The sequence below is a fragment of the Amycolatopsis suaedae genome (assembly GCF_004214935.1).
GTDB lineage: Bacteria > Actinomycetota > Actinomycetes > Mycobacteriales > Pseudonocardiaceae > Amycolatopsis > Amycolatopsis suaedae.
In genome coordinates this window covers 62,699-79,785 of record NZ_SFCC01000017.1, presented here as the reverse complement: position 1 = coordinate 79,785, position 17,087 = coordinate 62,699, and the positions used below count along the sequence as shown (strand labels likewise).

The window sequence follows — 17,087 nt, the reverse complement described above, 5'->3', positions numbered from 1 at the left end:
TTGCTTTTCGACGTAGTGGACCAGACCATGGCTGCATTGGTTTAGACCACAAGTCGTCGAAGGAGCCGACATGTCCTCCCGCAGGTCCCCGCTCGCCGTGCTCGCAGGGGCGGTGTTGTTGCTGTTCGCGCTGCTGCCCGGCGCCGCGTCCGCCACCGGCACCGGCGCCACTGCCGTGCCGAACAAGCACCTCACCGGCTACTGGCAGAACTTCGTCAACGGCGCGAAGCCGCAGAAGCTGGCCGACGTCCCCGCCGCCTACGACGTGATCGTGCTGGCGTTCGCCAACTCCGATCCGGCCAGCCCAGGCGCGGTGACGTTCGGCGTGGACCCGGGCCTGGCCGACGCCGTCGGCGGGTACACCGACGCCGACCTCAAGGCCGACATCGCGGCGAAGAAGGCGGCTGGCAAGTCGATCGTGCTGTCGATCGGAGGGGAGAAGGGCAACGTCGATCTCAGCTCGCCCGCGAACGTGACCAGGTTCGTCGACACCTTCGCCGCGATCGCGCAGAGCTTCGGCATCCAGGGTCTGGACGTCGACCTCGAACACGGGCTCAACGTGGCCAACACCGCCGACGCCATCAAGCAGCTGCGGTCGCGGCTCGGCGAGGGCTTTCTGCTGACCATGGCGCCGCAGACCATCGACGTGCAGCCCGGTGGCCGGTACCTGCAACTGATCGAGCAGACCAAGGACCTGATCACCGCGGTGCACACCCAGTACTACAACTCGGGCAGCATGCTCGGCTGTAACGACAAGGTGGTGAGCCAGGGAAGCGTCGACTTCATCACCGCACAGGCCTGCTTCCTGCTGCGCACGCTGCGGCCGGACCAGGTGTCACTCGGCCTGCCCGCCTCGTCCTCGGCGGCGGGCAGCGGCTACGTCAGCCCGACCGTGGTGAACAACGCCCTGAGCTGCCTGGCCAAGCGGACCGGCTGTGGTTCCTACGTCCCGGAGACCGCCTTCCCGCAGATCGGCGGCGTGATGACCTGGTCGACGAACTGGGACGCGACGAGCGGCGGTGCCTTCTCCACCCCGGTCCGCGCCCACCTGGACTCCCTGCGCTGACCCTCGCCGTCCCCGGCTCGTGAAGGCCACCTTCACCACGTGAGACGTAATGAAGGTGGCCTTCACGAGCTTTCGGGACAGGCTGGTCAGCAGGGGCCGTCGTCGCGCCAGACGCCCCACTCGCCGGTGGTGCCGGGCTCCTCGCCCTGCGTCCACCACTTCGCGGTCCACTTGTGCCCGTTGTGCGACACGACCGTGCCGCCGGTGTAGACCGCGGCACGGTCCCAGCCGGGCTGGGCGCAGGTGCCCGGGTTGCCGCTACCGCTGTCCCACGGCACCTGCGGCGAGCGGTAGTAGTCGATCCCGAGGGCCTGCCAGCGCGGGCCGTGGGCACCGAGGCGGGTGCGGAACGAGTTCCAGTCGTGGGTCGACCACGGTGACCAGCCCAGTTCGGCGATCACCGGCAGCCGGGGGAAGGCCATGAACTCGATGTGGTCCGGGGTGACGATGGTCTCCGTCCACAGTGGAGCTTCCACGCCGAGCACGGCGGACTCACCGACCCCGCTCACGTGGGCGCCGGGGTTCCAGTCGTAGGCGGTCTGCACCTCGATGTAGCCCGCCCAGCTCAGCCCGAGCGGCGTGCTGGCGTTGTACTTCATGTCGAGGTAGGCCTTGTTGGCCGGTGACATCAGCACCTTGTTGCCGCGCCGCGCCGCCGCCGCGACCGTCTCGTTCGACGTGGTGGTGCCCCAGTACTGCGGCACCGCCGCGGTGTCGGTGGTGGTCTTGACGAACTCGTGCCAGCCCATCACCCGCTTGCCGTACTTGCTCACCAGCGGCAGAACACGGTTCATGAACGCCTGGTAGTCGGCCGGGTTGGTGGCGTGGGCCTCGTCGCCGCCGATGTGGAAGTACGGTCCGGGGGTGAGTTCGGCGATCTCCCGGATGACGTCCTCGACGAACCGGTAGGTCACCTCCTTGCCGACACACAGCGAGCTGTAGCCGACCTCGATGTCGGTGCGCAGCGGCGGCGCGACACCGTTGCAGTTGAGCTCCGCGTACGACGACAACGCGGCGTTGGTGTGACCCGGCATGTCGACCTCGGGCACGACGGTCATGTGCCGGGACGCCGCGTAGGCGACGATGTCGCGGTACTGGTCCTTGGTGTAGTAGCCGCCGGGGCCGCCGCCGACCTGAGTGCTGCCGCCGTGCGTGGCCAGCCGCGGCCAGCTGTCGATGACGATCCGCCAGCCCTGGTCGTCGGTGAGGTGCAGGTGCAGGTAGTTGATCTTGTACAGGGCGAGCTGGTCGATGTAGCGCTTGACGGTGTCCACCGGGTGGAAGTGCCGGGCGACGTCGAGCATCGCGCCGCGGTGGGCGAACCGGGGATAGTCCAGGATGTTCGCCCCGGGCAGGGTCCACGGACCCTCCTGCACGGTCGCGCTCTCCACCTTGGCGGGCAGCAGCTGACGCAGCGTCTGGACGCCGCCGAACAGGCCCGCGGCGGTGCGGGCCCGTAGCGCCACCGAGCCGGCGGCCACGTCGAGCTGGTAGCCCTGGTCGCCCACCCGCGAGTCGGCACCGGACAGCAGCAGGTTGATGCCGTCGGCCGGCGTCTGCGACGGCGCGTCCGCGACGGGCAGCGGGAAGCCGGTCGAGCGGCGCAGGACCCCGGCCAGGTAGTCGCCGACGGCGCGGGCCGGTGCCGAGCCCGCCTGCGTGTAGATCTTCGTGCTCGCCGACAGGGTGTGCGTGACACCGGCGACCGCCTGGGCCGACACCGGCACCGGGACGAGGCTGCGCAACGGTTCCGCGGCCGCCGCGGGCCGCGGTGCCTGGGTGGCGATCGTGGCGCCGCCGACCAGGGCGAGGGCGACCAGTGCCCGGGTCACCCGTCCTGCTGCTGTTCGTGGACTTCTCACACCGAGCCTCCCTGCGTTGGGCCGGGCCGCCGATACGGCCGCGCTCGCTCGGATGGTCGCACGCCGGCCGGTAGAGGTCTAGACCAATATGGAGGAATCGGGGTTGCCGCGTGCCCGGCGCGGGTGTAGTCACCCCGGCATGCGGTTGAGTGTGGTGTCCGGCGGCTTCGCCCCGGTCGCGGACGGCGTGGGCCTGGTGGAACTGGCCGAATCGTGCGGGCTGGACGGCGTCTGGCTGGCCGAGCACGTCGGCTTCCGGGACTGCGTGGTGCCCGCGGCGGCGGGGCTGGCGCGGACCTCCCGCGTCGACGTCGGCGTGGCCGGCCCGGCACCGGCGAGCAGGCACCCCGGCCTGCTCGCCATGGAGCTGGCCTCACTGGCCGAGCTCGGCCCGGGCAGGGTACGGGCCCAGGTCGGCCTCGGCGGCGAGCCGCTGGTCGCCCGCCTGGGCGGCTCCCACCGCGACGCCGTACGCACCGCGCGCGAGTTCGTCACGGTGCTGCGGGCGCTGCTGGCGGGGGAGCGGGTCACCGGGACGTTCGCCGGTGCGACCTTCGACGGGCTGCGGCTCGCACACGCCGCACCGGTGGCACTGGACCTGCTGGCCATGCGGCCCCGCATGCTGGAGCTGGCCGCGGAGGTCGCGGACGGCGTCTCGCTGAGCGCGGGAGCGTCGGCGGCCTACCTGACGCGGGTCGTGCGCTCGTTGCGGACGAGCGGCGGGTTCCGGGTCACCGCGATGGCCGTCGGGGCCGTCGCCGAGTCCGAGCGGGCCGCGCTGGCGGCGGTCGAGCCCGCGTTCAGAATGCTGCCACCGGTGCTGGCCGAGGGTGCTGCCGGCCGGCGGGAGCTGGCGTTCGTCGCCACGCCGGACACCGTGGCCGACGAGCTGGCGCGCTACGCCGCCACCGGCATCGACGAACTGGCGCTGACGTTGTTCGGTGATCCGCACCACCTGCCGGGCACCCTGCGCCTGCTCGCGACGCATTGTCCCTAGTGGACAGTGTGGTCCGGATCATCACCGTCCGTGGAGCGGATCGTTACGATCCAGGCATGTTCGACAACCTGCGCATCCCGGTCCTGGTCGCCCCGATGGCGGGTGGCCCGTCCACGCCCGAGCTCGTCGCGGCGGCGTCCGGCGCGGGGGCGTTCGGGTTCCTCGCCGGCGGCTACCTGACCGCGGACGCGCTGGCCGAGCGGATCGACCGCACCCGCGAGCTCACCGGTGAGCCGTTCGGGGTGAACCTGTTCGTCCCGGGCGCCGCCGGCACCGCCGACACCACTGCCTACCAGCTGCGCGTGCGGGCCGAGGCCCAGCGCTACGGCGTCGAGCCCGGCTCGGCGGCGTGGGACGACGACCACTACCCGGACAAGGTCGACCTGCTGGTGCGGCGCCGGGTCCCGGTGGTGTCGTTCACGTTCGGCACGCCGGGGGAGCGGGACGTGCGGCGGCTGCACGAGGCGGGCAGCACGGTGGTGGTCACGGTGACCGGCCCGGACGAGGCCGAGCAGGCCGCCGCGGTGGGCGCCGACGCGCTCTGCGTGCAGGGGTTCGAGTCCGGGGGACACCGCGCGTTGTTCACCGACGATCCGGCCTCGCCCACCGGCGGCGAGACCTACGGGCTGCTGACCGCGCTGCGGCTGGTGTCGGCGCGGGTCCCCGGCCTGCCGCTGATCGCCACCGGCGGCCTGGTCCACGGCGCCGACGTGGCCGCGGTGTTGGTCGCCGGGGCCGTCGCGGCCCAGCTGGGCACCGCGTTCCTGCGTGCCGACGAGGCGGGTACCCAGCCCGCGCAGCGGAAGGCGCTGGCCGAAGCGGGCAGGTCGACGGCCTTCACTAGGGCGTTCAGCGGCCGCCCGGCCCGCGGCCTGGTCAACCGGTTCCTGCTCGAACACAGCGCCCAGGCGCCGTCGGCGTATCCGGAGATCAACAACCTGACCAAGCCGGTGCGGGCCGCGGCCGGCAAGGCAGGCGACCCGGAAACCCTGTCGCTGTGGGCAGGGCAGACCTACGAGCTGGCCGGTGAGGGACCCGCCGCGGCGATCCTGGACCGCCTGCACGCCGAGCTGACCGCGGCGCTGCGGCGGGTCTCACCGGCCTGAGCGCCGGGGTCAGTCCGTGCTCTGCTGCTTGCTCAGGACCGAGTTGCGGCGGCTGTAGGCGAAGTACACCAGCAGGCCGACGGCGAACCAGATGCCGAACCGCAGCCAGGTCTCGGCGGTCAGGAACGTGGTCAGCCAGATGGAGAACGCGATGCCGATGATCGGCACCACCGGCATGCCCGGGCACTTGAACCCGCGGGGCAGGTCCGGCCTGCGGTAGCGCAGCACGATCACCGCGGCGCAGACCACGACGAACGCCAGCAGGATGCCGATGTTGGTCAGCTCGGCCGCCTCACCGATCGGCAGCAGGCCCGCGATCACCGCGGACGCGGCCCCGAGGATCCAGGTGATCCGCGACGGCACCTTCTTCACCGGGTGGGTCTTGGCGAACCAGCGGGGCAGCAGGCCGTCGCGGCTCATCGAGTAGCCGACGCGGGCGGCGCCCATCATGAACGTGAACAGCACAGTCAGGATGCCGAGGATCGCGCCGGCCGCGATGATCGCGCCCAGCCAGCCCAGCCCGACCCCGGCGAACGCGCTGGAGAACGCGGCCTCGCCGTCGATGTCCTTGTAGTTGACCATGCCGGTGAGCACCAGGCAGGCCAGCACGTAGAGCACCATCGACACGGCCAGCGAGTAGATGATCGCCTTCGGCATGTGCTTCTGCGAGTCCTTCGACTCCTCCGCGGCCGTCGACATGGCGTCGTAGCCGAACACCGCGAAGAACACCGTCGCCGCACCGGTGAACGCCCCGGCCAGGCCGAACGGCGCGAACGGGTCGTAGTTGCCGGTGTTGATGTGGAACGCGCCGACGACGATCACCAACAGCACCACGCCGACCTTCAGGTAGACCAGCAGGGTCTCGAACCGCGCCGCGTTCTTCATCCCCTGGTTCAGCACGAACGCGATCAGCAGGCACAGCAGGACGGCGAACAGGTTCACCTTGTACGTGCCCGCGGCGACCTCCGCGGGCTCGGTCCCCGGTGCGCCGAGCATCCACTGCGGCAGCGAGATGTCCAGGAAGCCCAGCAGATCGTTGAAGTACCCGGAGATCCCGATCGCGACGACCGCCACGATCGCCGTGTACTCCAGCAGCAGATCCCAGCCGATGAACCAGCCGGCCAGCTCACCCAGCACCGCGTAGCCGTAGGTGTAGGCCGAGCCCGCCTTCGGGATGAGCCCGGCGAACTCGGCGTAGGAGAACGCCGCCGCCGCGCTGGCGATACCCGCCACCAGGAAGGAGATCAGCACCGCGGGCCCGGCCTTCTCGTTGGCCACCGCACCGGCCAGCGAGAAGATCCCGGCACCGATGATGCCGCCGACACCGATCGCGGTCAGCTGCCACAGGCCCAGCGTCTTCTTCAGGCCCGTGCTCTCGTCACCGGACTCGATCTGATCGATCGGCTTGCGCCGGAACAGACCGGTGTTCCGGCTCCTGCCACCCTGCAGCTCGGTCATCGTCGTCTCCCACACTCGCCGGGGCGGCCCGGATCTTCGGGCGCGCACGCGCACCTTAGAGGGTGCCGGGTGGGAAAGCGAGCAGTGTTCAGCCCGCGTCGGCGACGACCGGCTCGGCCGCCGGTACCGGGCCACGGCGGGCGGCGTCGGCGGCGAAGAACGTGAGCAGCTCGGCGATGGCGGGCGGGTCGTCCAGCTGCGGGCAGTGGCCCCAGTCCTCGCGGACCAGCAGCCTGCTGTGCGGCACCAGCGAGTGCAGGCGACGGCCGGACGCGGCGCTCACCAGCCGGTCCCTACCGCAGGAGACCACCAGCAACGGCACCCGGACCGACTCCAGCTGGTAGGCACCCGCCAGCTCCTCGACCAGCTGCCTGGCCTGCTCCAGCCTGCTGGTGGTGGACCGGTAGTCCGGGAACAGCTCGGTGAACCGGCTGACCTGGGTGGCGTCGGCCACGGCCGCGTCGGCGTAGAGCAGCCGCGGCACCACCTGCTGCGCGACCGCCCGCACCAGGAACCCCGGCACCGGGACCGGCAGCGAGGCATAGAGCCGCAGCGGCAGCGGGTAGCGGCTGACCGTGCGCACCAGCCAGGAGTCGACGAACCCCGGCGCGGCGATCGACGCGACACCGGCGACCGGCACGGTGGTGCTCTGCGCCGCCCGCAGGCCGAGGGTGCCGCCCAGCGAGTTGCCCGCGATCACCACCGGGCCCAGCACGGACTGCTCCCGCGCCAGCGCGGCGACGAACCGGTCCAGCTGCGGCAGCATCGCCCCCGGCTGCAGTGGTTCGGCCTCGCCGAAGCCGGGCAGGTCCACCGCCACCGCGGCGTGGCCATCGGCGGCCAGCTCGGCGAGTACGTCCCGCCAGGTGTCGGCGCTGTCGCAGTAGCCGTGCAGCAGCACCAGCCGCGGGGGTCTGGGCGCGGCCGGCCTGCCACGCCGGCGGGACGACCGCCTGCGTGGCTCGGTCGGCGGCTGGGGCCCGACCTCCAGCACACGCGTACGGACACCGGCGAAGCGCCGGTGGCTCACCCGGATCGGCCCGGGGTCCGTCCGCTGCTGTGCGGTCATGCCTCCAGGTTGACACCTGAGACAGTTTTTCGCTCGATACCTTCGTATTACGAAGGGATATCGCAGTGTTGCGGATCACATCACCGCAGGTGGCGGGCTTACCGCAGGAACACGATTTTCCCGGCCGTGTCGCCTTCGGCCATCCTGGAGAAGCCCTCGGCGGCCTCGGTGAACGGCAGCTCCGCCCCGATCTGCGGCCGGATGCCGGAGATCTCGACGTAGCGCAGCAGATCCGCCAGCTCGTCGCGCGTGCCCATGGTCGACCCGACCACCCGCAACTGCAGGAAGAAGACCCGCTGCAGTTCCGCGTGTGCGTCCGGTCCGCTGGTCGAACCGGAGACCACGATGATGCCACCCGGCTTGAGTGATTTGACCGAATGCGACCAGGTGGCCTTGCCGACCGTTTCGAACACGGCATCGACCCGCTCGGGCAGCCGCGCGCCGGACTCGAACGTCTGGTGTGCGCCAAGGCTGTCCGCCAGTGCCCGCTTGGACTCGCTGCGGCCGGTCACCCACACTCGCATCCCGGCCGCCCGGCCGAGCTGGATCAGCGCCGTCGACACGCCACCGGACGCGCCCTGCACCAGCATCGTCTGGCCGGGCCGCAGGCCGGACTTGACGAACAGCATGCGGTACGCGGTCAGCCAGGCCGTGCCCATCGTCGCCGCCTCGGCCGGGCTGAGCCCCTCCGGCTTGGGCAGCGCGTTGCGGGCGGGCACGACGACGTAGTCGGCGAAGCTGCCCTGGTACTTCTCGGTCAGCAGGGTGCGCTTCGGGTCCAGGGTGTCGTCGCCCTGCCAGCCGGGTGCGTTGATCACCGAGTGCAGGACGACCTCGGTGCCGTCGTCGAGCACACCAGCGCCGTCGCAGCCGAGGATCATCGGGAACTGCTCGGCCTTGATGCCGACCCCGCGCAACGTCCACAGGTCGTGCATGTTGAGGCTGGCCGCGGTGACCCGGACGCGGACCCAGCCGTCCGGCACCTCGGGTTCGGGCCGTTCACCGACGACGAGCGCGTCGAGCGGGCTGTCCTGGTTCGGTTCCTTGGCGTACACGGCGAACATGTCCAGGACTCTACTGGCGAGTAGTCGATTTGTGCAGGACGTCCGGCGGGTAGCATCGCCCGGGTGGACGGACTGACCGACTGGTGGGACTCGGTGGAGCTGTGGCTGGCGCAGCTCTGGTTTCCCCTGCAGTTCGCCCTGGTCGTGGCCGTGCTGGCCCCGCTGTGTGTCGGTGCCGCCTGGGTGATCGACCGCGCCGTCGGCCGCGTCTACGGCTGGCTGAAGTCGGGGCGGCAGGACTAGTTACGCTGCGACCCATGTTCAACCGGAGAAGGATCTCCGCGGCCCTCATCGGGCTGATCGTCCTCGTGCTGGGTGGCTGGGCGATCAAGGAGGTCGTGGCGGGCGACCCGCCGGCCGAGGTTCCCGGGGCGTCGTCGGGGCTGCCGGTGGTCACGCTGTCCAGCCTGCCCCCGGAGACCTCCGAGACCCTGCGGCTGATCCGCTCCGGCGGTCCGTTCCCGCACCGGCAGGACGGCACCGAGTTCGGCAACCGGGAGAAGCTCTTGCCAACGAAGAATTCCGGCTACTACCGCGAGTACACCGTGCCGACCCCCGGTGCGCGGGACAGAGCAGCCCGGAGGCTGGTCACCGGCGCCTCCAGTGAGCTGTACTACACCGGGGACCACTACCGGTCATTCGTCGTCGTCGACCCGGGGCGGTGAACGTGGAGGAGCAGAACGCGGCCGCCGCCGCGGAGAAGGCCCATGCCCGCGGTGCCTACGCGCACGTCATGTCCGCCGCGGTGGCCGACAAGCCCACCGCGCTGGCGGCGATCGCGCAGGCGCTGGCGTTCCCCGACTACTTCGGCGGCAACCTGGACGCGCTCTACGACTGCCTGACCGACCTGAACTGGCTCCCGCCCGGTGAGCACGTGCTGATCTGGGCCGGGTCGGACGCGTTGAAGGCCGCCGACCCGAGGGCCTACCTGGCCGTGCGTGGCGTGCTGTCCGACGCGGTCCGCGCGCTCGCCCCCGGGGGCGAGCGCGCCGACTCGCGCCGGCTCACCGTGGTGCTGACCGATTCCTAGGCTTCGGGCACCCAGTTCGGCTTGCGCTTCTGGGCGAACGCCGTGATGCCCTCCTGACCCTCCGGGCTGGCGAAGAACCGCGTCGACAGCGCGGTCATCTCGGCGAAGCCGTCGGCGGGTGTCGCCGGGCGGGGCGAGCTGAGCAGCGTCTTCGTGGCCGCCAGTGCCTTGGGACCGCCCAGCGCGAGCGCGCCGACGTAACGGCGCACCTCCTCGTCGAGCGCGTCCGGCTCCACCGCCGAGTTGATCAGGCCGATCTCGGCGGCACGGCGGGCGTCGAACGTGTCGCCGGTGAGGAACAGCTCGTGCGCGGCCCGGGGGTTGAGCCGGGGCAGCACGGTGAGCGAGATCACCGCCGGGATGACGCCGATGCGGACCTCGGTGAACGCGAACGTCGCCGAGGTGACCGCGACGGCGATGTCGCAGGCCGCCACCATGCCGATGCCGCCGGCCCGGGCCGGCCCGGCCAGCTTCGCCACGACCGGTTTGGGGCTGGTCCACAGTTGTTCGAGGATGCGCGGGAACTCGTTGACGCCCTGGTCGCCCGCGCCCGCGCCGCGGGCCTCCTTGAGGTCCATGCCCGCGCAGAAGACGGGCCCGGTGTGATCGAGCACGATCACCCGGACCTCGTCGTCCTCGGCGGCCCTGGACAGCCCCGCACTGAGCTCGGACCGCAGCTGCGCGGACAGCGCGTTGCGGTTGTGCGGGGAGTCCAGGGTGATGGTGGCCGTACCACCGGCCACCGCGTAGTGCACGAGTTCGTCAGCCATGACCGACACCCTCGCACACGGCGCTTCCTAGCCGATCGTGGTCTTGGTGAAGACCGGGCTCGGGTTGGGGAAGCACGAGGTCGGGGCCTCGATGTCGACCAGCTGCGTGACGACCGCGGTGAACGTCAGCCCGGGGTCGGCGTAGCTGCTGCCGGCCAGCTTGGTCTCGATCGTGCCCGACGTGCCCGCCTTGAGGTGCGCGGTCACGGTGGGCAGCTCGAACGCGGCACCGCCGGCGAGCGGGCCGGGGAAGCTCAGCGTGGCCACGTTGCCGGACACCTCGATCTTCGGCGGGGTGGGGCCGAGGCCGGAGCCGCCGGTCAGGTCCGCGCCGACCCAGGTGGAGTTGGCCGGGATCGGGATCTTCAGGGCGAAGGTCTTGATGTGCTTGATCTTGTAGCCGGCGACCTCGGCGGGCACTGTGTTGGCCGCCGGGTCGATGACGACGTCCAGCGCGCCGCCGGGGGCGACCGTCGCCGGTGCGGTGACGGTGGCGTCCTGGTCGAACTTGGCGTGCTGCGGGCCGACGATCGGCGGCCGGGCCTCGCAGTCGAAGGTCACGGTCGCGGGAGCCGCGCTGGCCGGGACGGCCAGGACGCACGCGGCGCCGAGTGCCGCCGTGGCGGCGGCGAGAATCCGGGCAGGGCGAGACAGCGTTGTCTTCATCTTTTCCGCCTAGGGAGAGGTGTGGGGAAAGGGGAGGACCCGGGTCGCTGTTAGATAGTTACTCGCTGGTTAACTAGTTCGTCAAGAGTACGTGAAGAACATTCACCAATTAGGCCGAACGGAGTGCGCCGGCGACCGTCTCCCGGTAGCGGGTCAGTACCAGGTCGGCGACCCGCTGGTCTGGACCAAGCGGTGCGGCCATCGCGACGCCCGCACCCGCCAGCCGGGCGACGCGGTCGGGCAGCAGGCCGGGGGCCAGGAACCAGGAGGCCACGGCGAACCGGCGCGCACCCTTCGCGCGCAGCCGTGCCAGCGCGGCCGGGACGTCCGGGGCGGCGGCGCTGGCGAACGCCGCGCTCACCCGGCAGCCGTGGACGGCCTGCCAGCGCGCGGCCAGCCGGGACACCGCGTCGTTGGCCGGTGCGTGCGAGGACCCGACGGCCGCCAGCAGCACACCCAGTTCCGGATCGGCCGGGTCGGCGCCGGTCGCCAGCAGCCGGTCCGTCGCCAGCCCGGTCAGCACCGGGTCGGTCCCGAGCACCGCCGACGTGGTGACCGTCAGGCCGGGCAGCTCGGCCGTGGCCCGCTCGAGCAGCGCGGGCAGGTCCACCCGCGCGTGGTAGGCACTGCCCAGCAGCAGCGGCACAACCACCACGTCCCGGTGTCCCCGCGCGTGCAACCCGGCCAGCGCTCCGGGCACCGACGGTTCGGACAGGTCGAGGAAGGCCTCCCGCACCACGAGGTCCGGCGCGGTGGCCCGGACCCGCTCGGTGAGCGCGCGGATCGTCGCCGCCGACCGCGGATCCCTGCTGCCGTGGGCGACGGCGAGAAGCGCCCGGGTCATGCGAACCGTTCGCCGACCATTCCGGCGGCCAGGGTGTCCCCGTTTTTCGGGTCGATGAGCAGGAACGCCCCGGTGCGCGGGCTGGTGCCGTAGTCGTCGACCGGGATCTCCTCCGCGGTGCGCAGGACGGCGCGGCCGATGTCGTTGAGTTCCAGCGACTCCGGTGCCTCCACTGTGGACAGGCTCTGCTCGTCGAACCGCGCGGTCAACTCGCTGACGATGGCTTGCACGGTGCGGGCGCCGTGCTTGAGCAGCACCTTCGCGCCCGCGCGCAGCGGCGTTCCGGACAGCCAGCACAGCGTCGCGGCGAGTTCGTCGGTGACCCGCGGTGGCGCGTCCGCCGCGGCGATCAGGTCGCCCCTGGCGATGTCGAGGTCGTCGGCCAGCAGCACCGTCACCGAGGTGCCGGTGGCCGCCTCGCCGAGCGGACCGTCCGCGGTGTCGATGCGCTCCACCGTGGTGCGCAGGCCCTGCGGCAGGACGACGACCTCGTCGCCGGGACGGACCGTGCCGGCCGCGATCTGGCCGGCGTAGCCGCGGTAGTCGGGGTGCTCGGGCGTGCGGGGCCGGATGACGTACTGCACCGGGAAGCGGAACGCGGCGTCGTGCGGGTCGGCCGCCACCGGCACCTGCTCCAGGTGCTCCAGCAGGGTCGGGCCGGTGTACCACGGGGTGTGCTCCGACGCCCTGGCGACGTTGTCGCCGTGCAGTGCCGACACCGGGATCGACAGCACCGCGCCCTCGGCGTACCCCAGCGACGCCGCGTGCGCGGCGAACTCCTTGGCGATCACCGCGAAGGCGGCCTCGTCGTAGGAGACCAGGTCGATCTTGTTGACCGCCAGCACCAGCCGGGGCACACCGAGCAGCGCCAGCACGGCGGCGTGCCGCCGGGTCTGCTCGACCACGCCGTTGCGGGCGTCGACCAGCAGCACCGCCAGCTGCGCGGTGGACGCGCCGGTCACCGTGTTACGGGTGTACTGCACGTGTCCCGGCGTGTCGGCCAGCACGAAGCTGCGCTGCGGGGTGGCGAAGTAGCGGTAGGCCACGTCGATGGTGATGCCCTGCTCGCGTTCCGAGCGCAGGCCGTCCACCAGCAGCGAGAGGTCCGGTGTGGACAGACCCTTGTCGACCGACGCGCGGGTGACCGCGTCGAGCTGGTCGGCCAGCACCGACTTGGTGTCGTAGAGCAGCCTGCCGACCAGGGTCGACTTCCCGTCGTCCACGCTGCCCGCGGTGGCCAGCCTCAACAGGGAACTCACGAGTGTCCTCCATCAGAAGTCCGGTGCGTAAGTCGTCGAGTCCAGGTTTTCGCTGGCAAGGCGCCGGTTTGCCCTCGTACTGGACCGTACTCGGGCGGACCGGCAACGCCGCCAGCGAGAAGCTGGGCCGGCGAATTACACAGCGGATTTCTGATGGCGGACACTAGAAGTAACCCTCCCGCTTGCGGTCTTCCATGGCCGCCTCGGACAGCCGGTCGTCGGCCCGGGTGGCGCCGCGCTCGGTGAGCCGGCTGGCCTGGACCTCGGCGATGACCTCGTCCACTGTGGACGCCGTGGACTCCACGGCGCCGGTGCACGAGCCGTCGCCGACCGTGCGGTAACGCACGGTCAGCTCGGTGACCTCCTCGCCGTCGCGCGGCCCGCCCCACGGCCCCTCGGTCAGCCACATGCCGTCGCGGCGGTACACCTTGCGCCGGTGCGCGTAGTAGATCGAGGGCAGCTCGACGCCCTCGCGGGCGATGTAGTGCCACACGTCGGCCTCGGTCCAGTTGGACAGCGGGAACACCCGCACGTGCTCACCCGGCCGGTGCCTGCCGTTGTACAGGTTCCACAGCTCCGGCCGCTGCCTGCGGGGCTCCCACTGGCCGAACGCGTTGCGCAGGCTGAAGATCCGCTCCTTGGCCCTGGCCCGCTCCTCGTCCCGGCGCCCGCCGCCGAACACCGCGTCGAACCTGTGCTCGGTGATGGTGTCCAGCAGCGGCTGGGTCTGCAACGGGTTGCGGGTGCCGTCCGGCCGCTCGGCCAGCCTGCCGTCGTCGATCCAGTCCTGCACCCTGGCCACCACCAGCCGCAGCCCGTGCCGGGCCACCACCCGGTCGCGGAACTCGATTACCTCGTCGAAGTTGTGGCCGGTGTCCACGTGCAGCAACGGGAACGGCACCGGCGCGGGCCAGAACGCCTTGATCGCCAGGTGCAGCAGCAGCGTGGAGTCCTTGCCACCGGAGAACAGGATCACCGGCCGGTCGAACTCCCCGGCCACCTCCCGGAACACGTGGATGGCCTCGGACTCCAGTGCTGCCAGGTTGTCCCGGGTCGCGGGAACAGCGGTCGTCATCGGTTTCCTCTCCGGCTCTCAGCCGTGCAGGCCGCACTCGGTCTTGGACTGGCCGGCCCAGCGGCCGCTGCGCGGGTCGGCGCCGGGCGCCACCTTCGCCGTGCACGGCGCGCAGCCGATCGACGGGTAACCGGCCGACACCAGCGGGTTCTCCAGGATGGAGTGCTCGCGGATGTAGCCGTTGAACTCCTCGTCGCTCCACGCCGCCAGCGGGTTGATCTTCACCAGGCCGTTGCGCTCGTCCCAGCCGACGATCGGGGTGTTGGCCCGGGTGGGGGCGTCGACCCTGCGCACGCCGGTGACCCACGCCGAGTACCGGCCCAGCGTCGCCCGCAACGGCACCACCTTGCGCAGGTGACAGCACAGGTTCGGGTCGCGGTCGTGCAGCTTCGGCCCGTGCTCGGCGTCCTGCTCGGCGACGCTCTGCCCGGCCTGCGCGTTGACGATCCGCACGTCCGGGTACACCGTGGCCACGGCGTCGCGGGTGCCGATGGTCTCGGCGAAGTGGTAGCCGGTCTCCAGGAACAGCACGTCGACGTCCGGCTTGACCTGTGTTGCCAGGTCGATCAGCACGGCGTCCTGCATGTTGGAGGCGACGATGAAGTCGTCGCCGAAGGTCTCCGCCGTCCACCGCAGCGCTTCCAGCGCGCCGGCGTCGGCCAGTTCGGCGGACGCGCGGTCCGCCACCGTCTTCCAGTCCGTGGTGGTGGTCATCTGCTCGCCTCCGGAAGCGACAGTCCGAGGAACTTCACCGAGAAAACCCTTCTACAGGCCGAACACAGCCAGGCGCGGTCTTCTTCCGGGCGCAGGTCCTCGTCACCGCAGTAGGGGCAGTGGAAGGGGACCGCGCGCTCGGTCGAACTCGCCGCCGTCACTGGAGTTGCGCCTCCTCGGCACGGGCGACCCACTGCGGGAACCGCTCACCCGGCTCGCGTCCGGCGACGTAGTGGCGCACGACGCGTTCCACGTACTCGGTCAGCTCGTCACTGGTCACCTTGTGGCCACGCAGTTTCCGGCCGAATCCGGCGTCCAGCCCGAGCCCGCCGCCCAGGTGCACCTGGAAGCCCTCGACCTGCCTGCCGTCGTCGTCGGTGACGATCTGGCCCTTCAGGCCGATGTCGGCGGTCTGAATGCGGGCGCAGGAGTTCGGGCAGCCGTTGAGGTGAACCGTCACCGGATGCTCCACTTCGGACTGGATGTCGGCTAGCCGCTTCTCCAGGTCGGCCACCAGCCGCTCGGCCCGCGCCTTGGTCTCGACGATGGCCAGCTTGCAGAACTCCAGCCCGGTGCACGCCATCACGCCGCGCCGCCACGGCGACGGCTCGGTGGACAGGCCCAGCTCGGCCAGCTCGCCGCGTACGGTGGCGACCTCGGCCTCCGGCACGTCGAGCACCACCAGCTTCTGCTGCGGGGTGAGCCGTACCCGGTTCGACCCGGCGCGCTCGGCGGCCTTGGCCACGGCCAGCAGCGTCGAGCCGGACACCCGGCCGGCGACCGGCGCGGCGCCCAGGTAGAACTTGCCGTCCTTCTGCCGGTGCACGCCGACGTGGTCGGCCGGGCGCTCGGGCACCTCCGGCGCCGGGCCGTCGATCAGCTCCCGCTTGAGGTACTCGTCCTGCAGCACCTGGCGGAACTTCTCCGCGCCCCAGTCCTTGACCAGGTACTTCAGCCGCGCCCGACTGCGCAGCCTGCGGTAGCCGTAGTCGCGGAAGATGCTGATCACGCCCTCCCACACCTCGGGCACCTCGTCGCGCGGCACCCAGGCGCCCAGGCGCTGGCCGATCATCGGGTTGGTGGACAGGCCGCCGCCGACCCACACGTCGAATCCGGGGCCGTGCTCGGGGTGGTCGACGCCGACGAACGCGACGTCGTGCACCTCGTGTGCCACGTCGGGCAGGCCGGAGATGGCGGTCTTGAACTTGCGCGGCAGGTTGGCGTAGGCCGGGTCGCCGACGTAGCGGCGCTTGATCTCGTCGATCGCCGGTGTGCCGTCGATCACCTCGTCGGCGGCGATCCCGGCCAGCGGCGAGCCGAGGATGACCCGCGGACTGTCACCGCAGGCCTCCATGGTGGTCATGCCCGCGTTCTCCAGCTTGGCCCAGATCGCCGGGATGTCCTCGATCTGGATCCAGTGGTACTGGATGTTCTGCCGGTCGGTGATGTCAGCGGTGTCGCGGGCGTGCGTCTGCGAGATCTCGCCCAGCACGGCCAGCTGCTCGGTGGTCAGCGCGCCGCCGTCGACCCGGACCCGCAGCATGAAGTAGCGGTCGTCGAGCTCCTTCGGCTCCAGCGTCGCGGTGCGGCCGCCGTCGATGCCGGGCTTGCGCTGGGTGTACAGGCCGAACCAGCGGAACCGCCCGCGCAGGTCGCCGGGGTCGATCGAGTCGAAGCCGCGGTGGGCGTAGATGTTCTCGATGCGGGCGCGGACGTTGAGCGGGTGGTCGTCCTTCTTGGAGCGCTCGTTGGGGTTGAGCGGCTCCCGGTACCCCAGCGCCCACTGGCCCTCGCCGCGGCGCTGTTTGGGACGGGCGGTGCGGGTTGGCGCGGCCATGTGATGTCCTCCGGGGATGGAGGGCACCGGTTCGCGCCCGGGCGGTTCCGGGAAGTACCGTGGGGGAGTCCCTTCACACGGCGCGCGACGGTGCCCGACGGTCCTGACACGTGGTGGGTCGGCGGGTCAGCGGTGCTACCGGCACAGGGAGCTCGCGACGCGCAGGTAGTCGACGTGGCGACGAACCACGAGGGCGGTACCGGCACGAGTCACGTATCCCAGGGTGCCACCGGCCCACTATGTGGTCCAGGCCGGTCCGCATGCTGGGAG

19 protein-coding genes are annotated in these 17,087 nt (G+C 71.3%); 6 read left to right on the top strand and 13 right to left on the bottom strand.

Annotation, left to right across the window (positions count from 1 at the left end; translation table 11 throughout):
• The first annotated feature begins 70 nt into the window (after window positions 1–70).
• A complete protein-coding gene (locus tag EWH70_RS29310; RefSeq protein WP_130478789.1) occupies window positions 71–1,066 on the top strand; it encodes a chitinase in 996 nt (331 codons plus the stop codon).
• A gap of 86 nt (window positions 1,067–1,152) precedes the next feature.
• Here the strand turns inward: EWH70_RS29310 and EWH70_RS29305 are convergent, their stop codons facing one another.
• Window positions 1,153–2,898, bottom strand: a complete 1,746-nt coding sequence (locus tag EWH70_RS29305) for a family 20 glycosylhydrolase (protein WP_276320585.1) — start codon at window positions 2,896–2,898, stop codon at window positions 1,153–1,155.
• Between the two features lie 169 nt (window positions 2,899–3,067).
• Here EWH70_RS29305 and EWH70_RS29300 point away from each other — a divergent pair, with 169 nt between their 5' ends.
• Together EWH70_RS29300 and EWH70_RS29295 are read left to right on the top strand one after the other, a co-directional pair.
• The gene (locus EWH70_RS29300) at window positions 3,068–3,925 is read left to right on the top strand and encodes an LLM class flavin-dependent oxidoreductase (RefSeq protein WP_165436463.1); all 858 of its coding nucleotides are present in this window, start codon (window positions 3,068–3,070) and stop codon (window positions 3,923–3,925) included.
• Window positions 3,926–3,981: 56 nt separating this feature from the next.
• A complete protein-coding gene (locus EWH70_RS29295; protein ID WP_130478786.1) occupies window positions 3,982–5,031 on the top strand; it encodes an NAD(P)H-dependent flavin oxidoreductase in 1,050 nt (349 codons plus the stop codon).
• Window positions 5,032–5,040: 9 nt separating this feature from the next.
• Here EWH70_RS29295 and EWH70_RS29290 read toward each other — a convergent pair whose 3' ends face one another.
• The 3 genes from EWH70_RS29290 to EWH70_RS29280 all read right to left on the bottom strand — a co-directional run bounded on the left by EWH70_RS29290 (window position 5,041) and on the right by EWH70_RS29280 (window position 8,622).
• Complete coding sequence (locus tag EWH70_RS29290) at window positions 5,041–6,489, bottom strand: amino acid permease (protein WP_130478785.1); 1,449 nt, start codon at window positions 6,487–6,489, stop codon at window positions 5,041–5,043.
• Window positions 6,490–6,577: 88 nt separating this feature from the next.
• Window positions 6,578–7,558, bottom strand: a complete 981-nt coding sequence (locus EWH70_RS29285) for an alpha/beta fold hydrolase (RefSeq protein ID WP_130478784.1) — start codon at window positions 7,556–7,558, stop codon at window positions 6,578–6,580.
• Window positions 7,559–7,656: 98 nt separating this feature from the next.
• Window positions 7,657–8,622 (bottom strand): zinc-binding dehydrogenase, encoded by a 966-nt coding sequence (locus EWH70_RS29280; protein ID WP_130478783.1) that lies wholly within the window; start codon window positions 8,620–8,622, stop codon window positions 7,657–7,659.
• 63 nt (window positions 8,623–8,685) lie between these two features.
• Here EWH70_RS29280 and EWH70_RS29275 point away from each other — a divergent pair, with 63 nt between their 5' ends.
• The 3 genes from EWH70_RS29275 (at window position 8,686) to EWH70_RS29265 (ending at window position 9,652) form a co-directional block, all read left to right on the top strand.
• Window positions 8,686–8,865, top strand: coding sequence for a hypothetical protein (locus EWH70_RS29275; RefSeq protein WP_130478782.1), 180 nt, complete (start codon window positions 8,686–8,688; stop codon window positions 8,863–8,865).
• A gap of 14 nt (window positions 8,866–8,879) precedes the next feature.
• The gene (locus EWH70_RS29270) at window positions 8,880–9,287 is read left to right on the top strand and encodes a guanyl-specific ribonuclease (protein WP_130478781.1); all 408 of its coding nucleotides are present in this window, start codon (window positions 8,880–8,882) and stop codon (window positions 9,285–9,287) included.
• Window positions 9,288–9,355: 68 nt separating this feature from the next.
• Window positions 9,356–9,652, top strand: a complete 297-nt coding sequence (locus EWH70_RS29265) for a barstar family protein (RefSeq protein WP_130478780.1) — start codon at window positions 9,356–9,358, stop codon at window positions 9,650–9,652.
• Here the strand turns inward: EWH70_RS29265 and EWH70_RS29260 are convergent.
• The 9 genes from EWH70_RS29260 to EWH70_RS36755 all read right to left on the bottom strand — a co-directional run bounded on the left by EWH70_RS29260 (window position 9,649) and on the right by EWH70_RS36755 (window position 17,030).
• Window positions 9,649–10,422, bottom strand: coding sequence for an enoyl-CoA hydratase family protein (locus EWH70_RS29260; RefSeq protein WP_130478779.1), 774 nt, complete (start codon window positions 10,420–10,422; stop codon window positions 9,649–9,651). The two genes, EWH70_RS29265 and EWH70_RS29260, sit on opposite strands and share 4 nt — an antisense overlap.
• Before the next feature lie 27 nt (window positions 10,423–10,449).
• Entirely contained in the window at window positions 10,450–11,088 is a 639-nt protein-coding gene (locus EWH70_RS29255) for a cyclase (protein WP_165436462.1), read from the bottom strand.
• A gap of 109 nt (window positions 11,089–11,197) precedes the next feature.
• Entirely contained in the window at window positions 11,198–11,932 is a 735-nt protein-coding gene (locus EWH70_RS29250) for a sirohydrochlorin chelatase (protein WP_130478778.1), read from the bottom strand.
• On the bottom strand, window positions 11,929–13,191 hold the full coding sequence (locus EWH70_RS29245) for a sulfate adenylyltransferase subunit 1 (protein ID WP_130478777.1): 1,263 nt from the start codon (window positions 13,189–13,191) through the stop codon (window positions 11,929–11,931). The genes EWH70_RS29250 and EWH70_RS29245 overlap by 4 nt, the downstream gene beginning before the upstream one ends.
• Window positions 13,192–13,354: 163 nt before the next feature.
• A complete protein-coding gene (gene cysD / locus EWH70_RS29240; protein ID WP_130478776.1) occupies window positions 13,355–14,266 on the bottom strand; it encodes a sulfate adenylyltransferase subunit CysD in 912 nt (303 codons plus the stop codon).
• 18 nt (window positions 14,267–14,284) lie between these two features.
• A complete protein-coding gene (locus EWH70_RS29235) occupies window positions 14,285–14,980 on the bottom strand; it encodes a phosphoadenylyl-sulfate reductase (RefSeq protein ID WP_130478775.1) in 696 nt (231 codons plus the stop codon).
• Window positions 14,977–15,141: an Insertion element protein gene (locus tag EWH70_RS36350; protein ID WP_130478774.1), complete on the bottom strand. Its 165-nt coding sequence runs from the start codon at window positions 15,139–15,141 to the stop codon at window positions 14,977–14,979. The genes EWH70_RS29235 and EWH70_RS36350 overlap by 4 nt, the downstream gene beginning before the upstream one ends.
• Window positions 15,138–16,817, bottom strand: coding sequence for a nitrite/sulfite reductase (locus EWH70_RS29225; RefSeq protein WP_130478773.1), 1,680 nt, complete (start codon window positions 16,815–16,817; stop codon window positions 15,138–15,140). The genes EWH70_RS36350 and EWH70_RS29225 overlap by 4 nt, the downstream gene beginning before the upstream one ends.
• A gap of 135 nt (window positions 16,818–16,952) precedes the next feature.
• Window positions 16,953–17,030: a putative leader peptide gene (locus EWH70_RS36755; RefSeq protein WP_420809108.1), complete on the bottom strand. Its 78-nt coding sequence runs from the start codon at window positions 17,028–17,030 to the stop codon at window positions 16,953–16,955.
• Window positions 17,031–17,087: the final 57 nt, after the last annotated feature.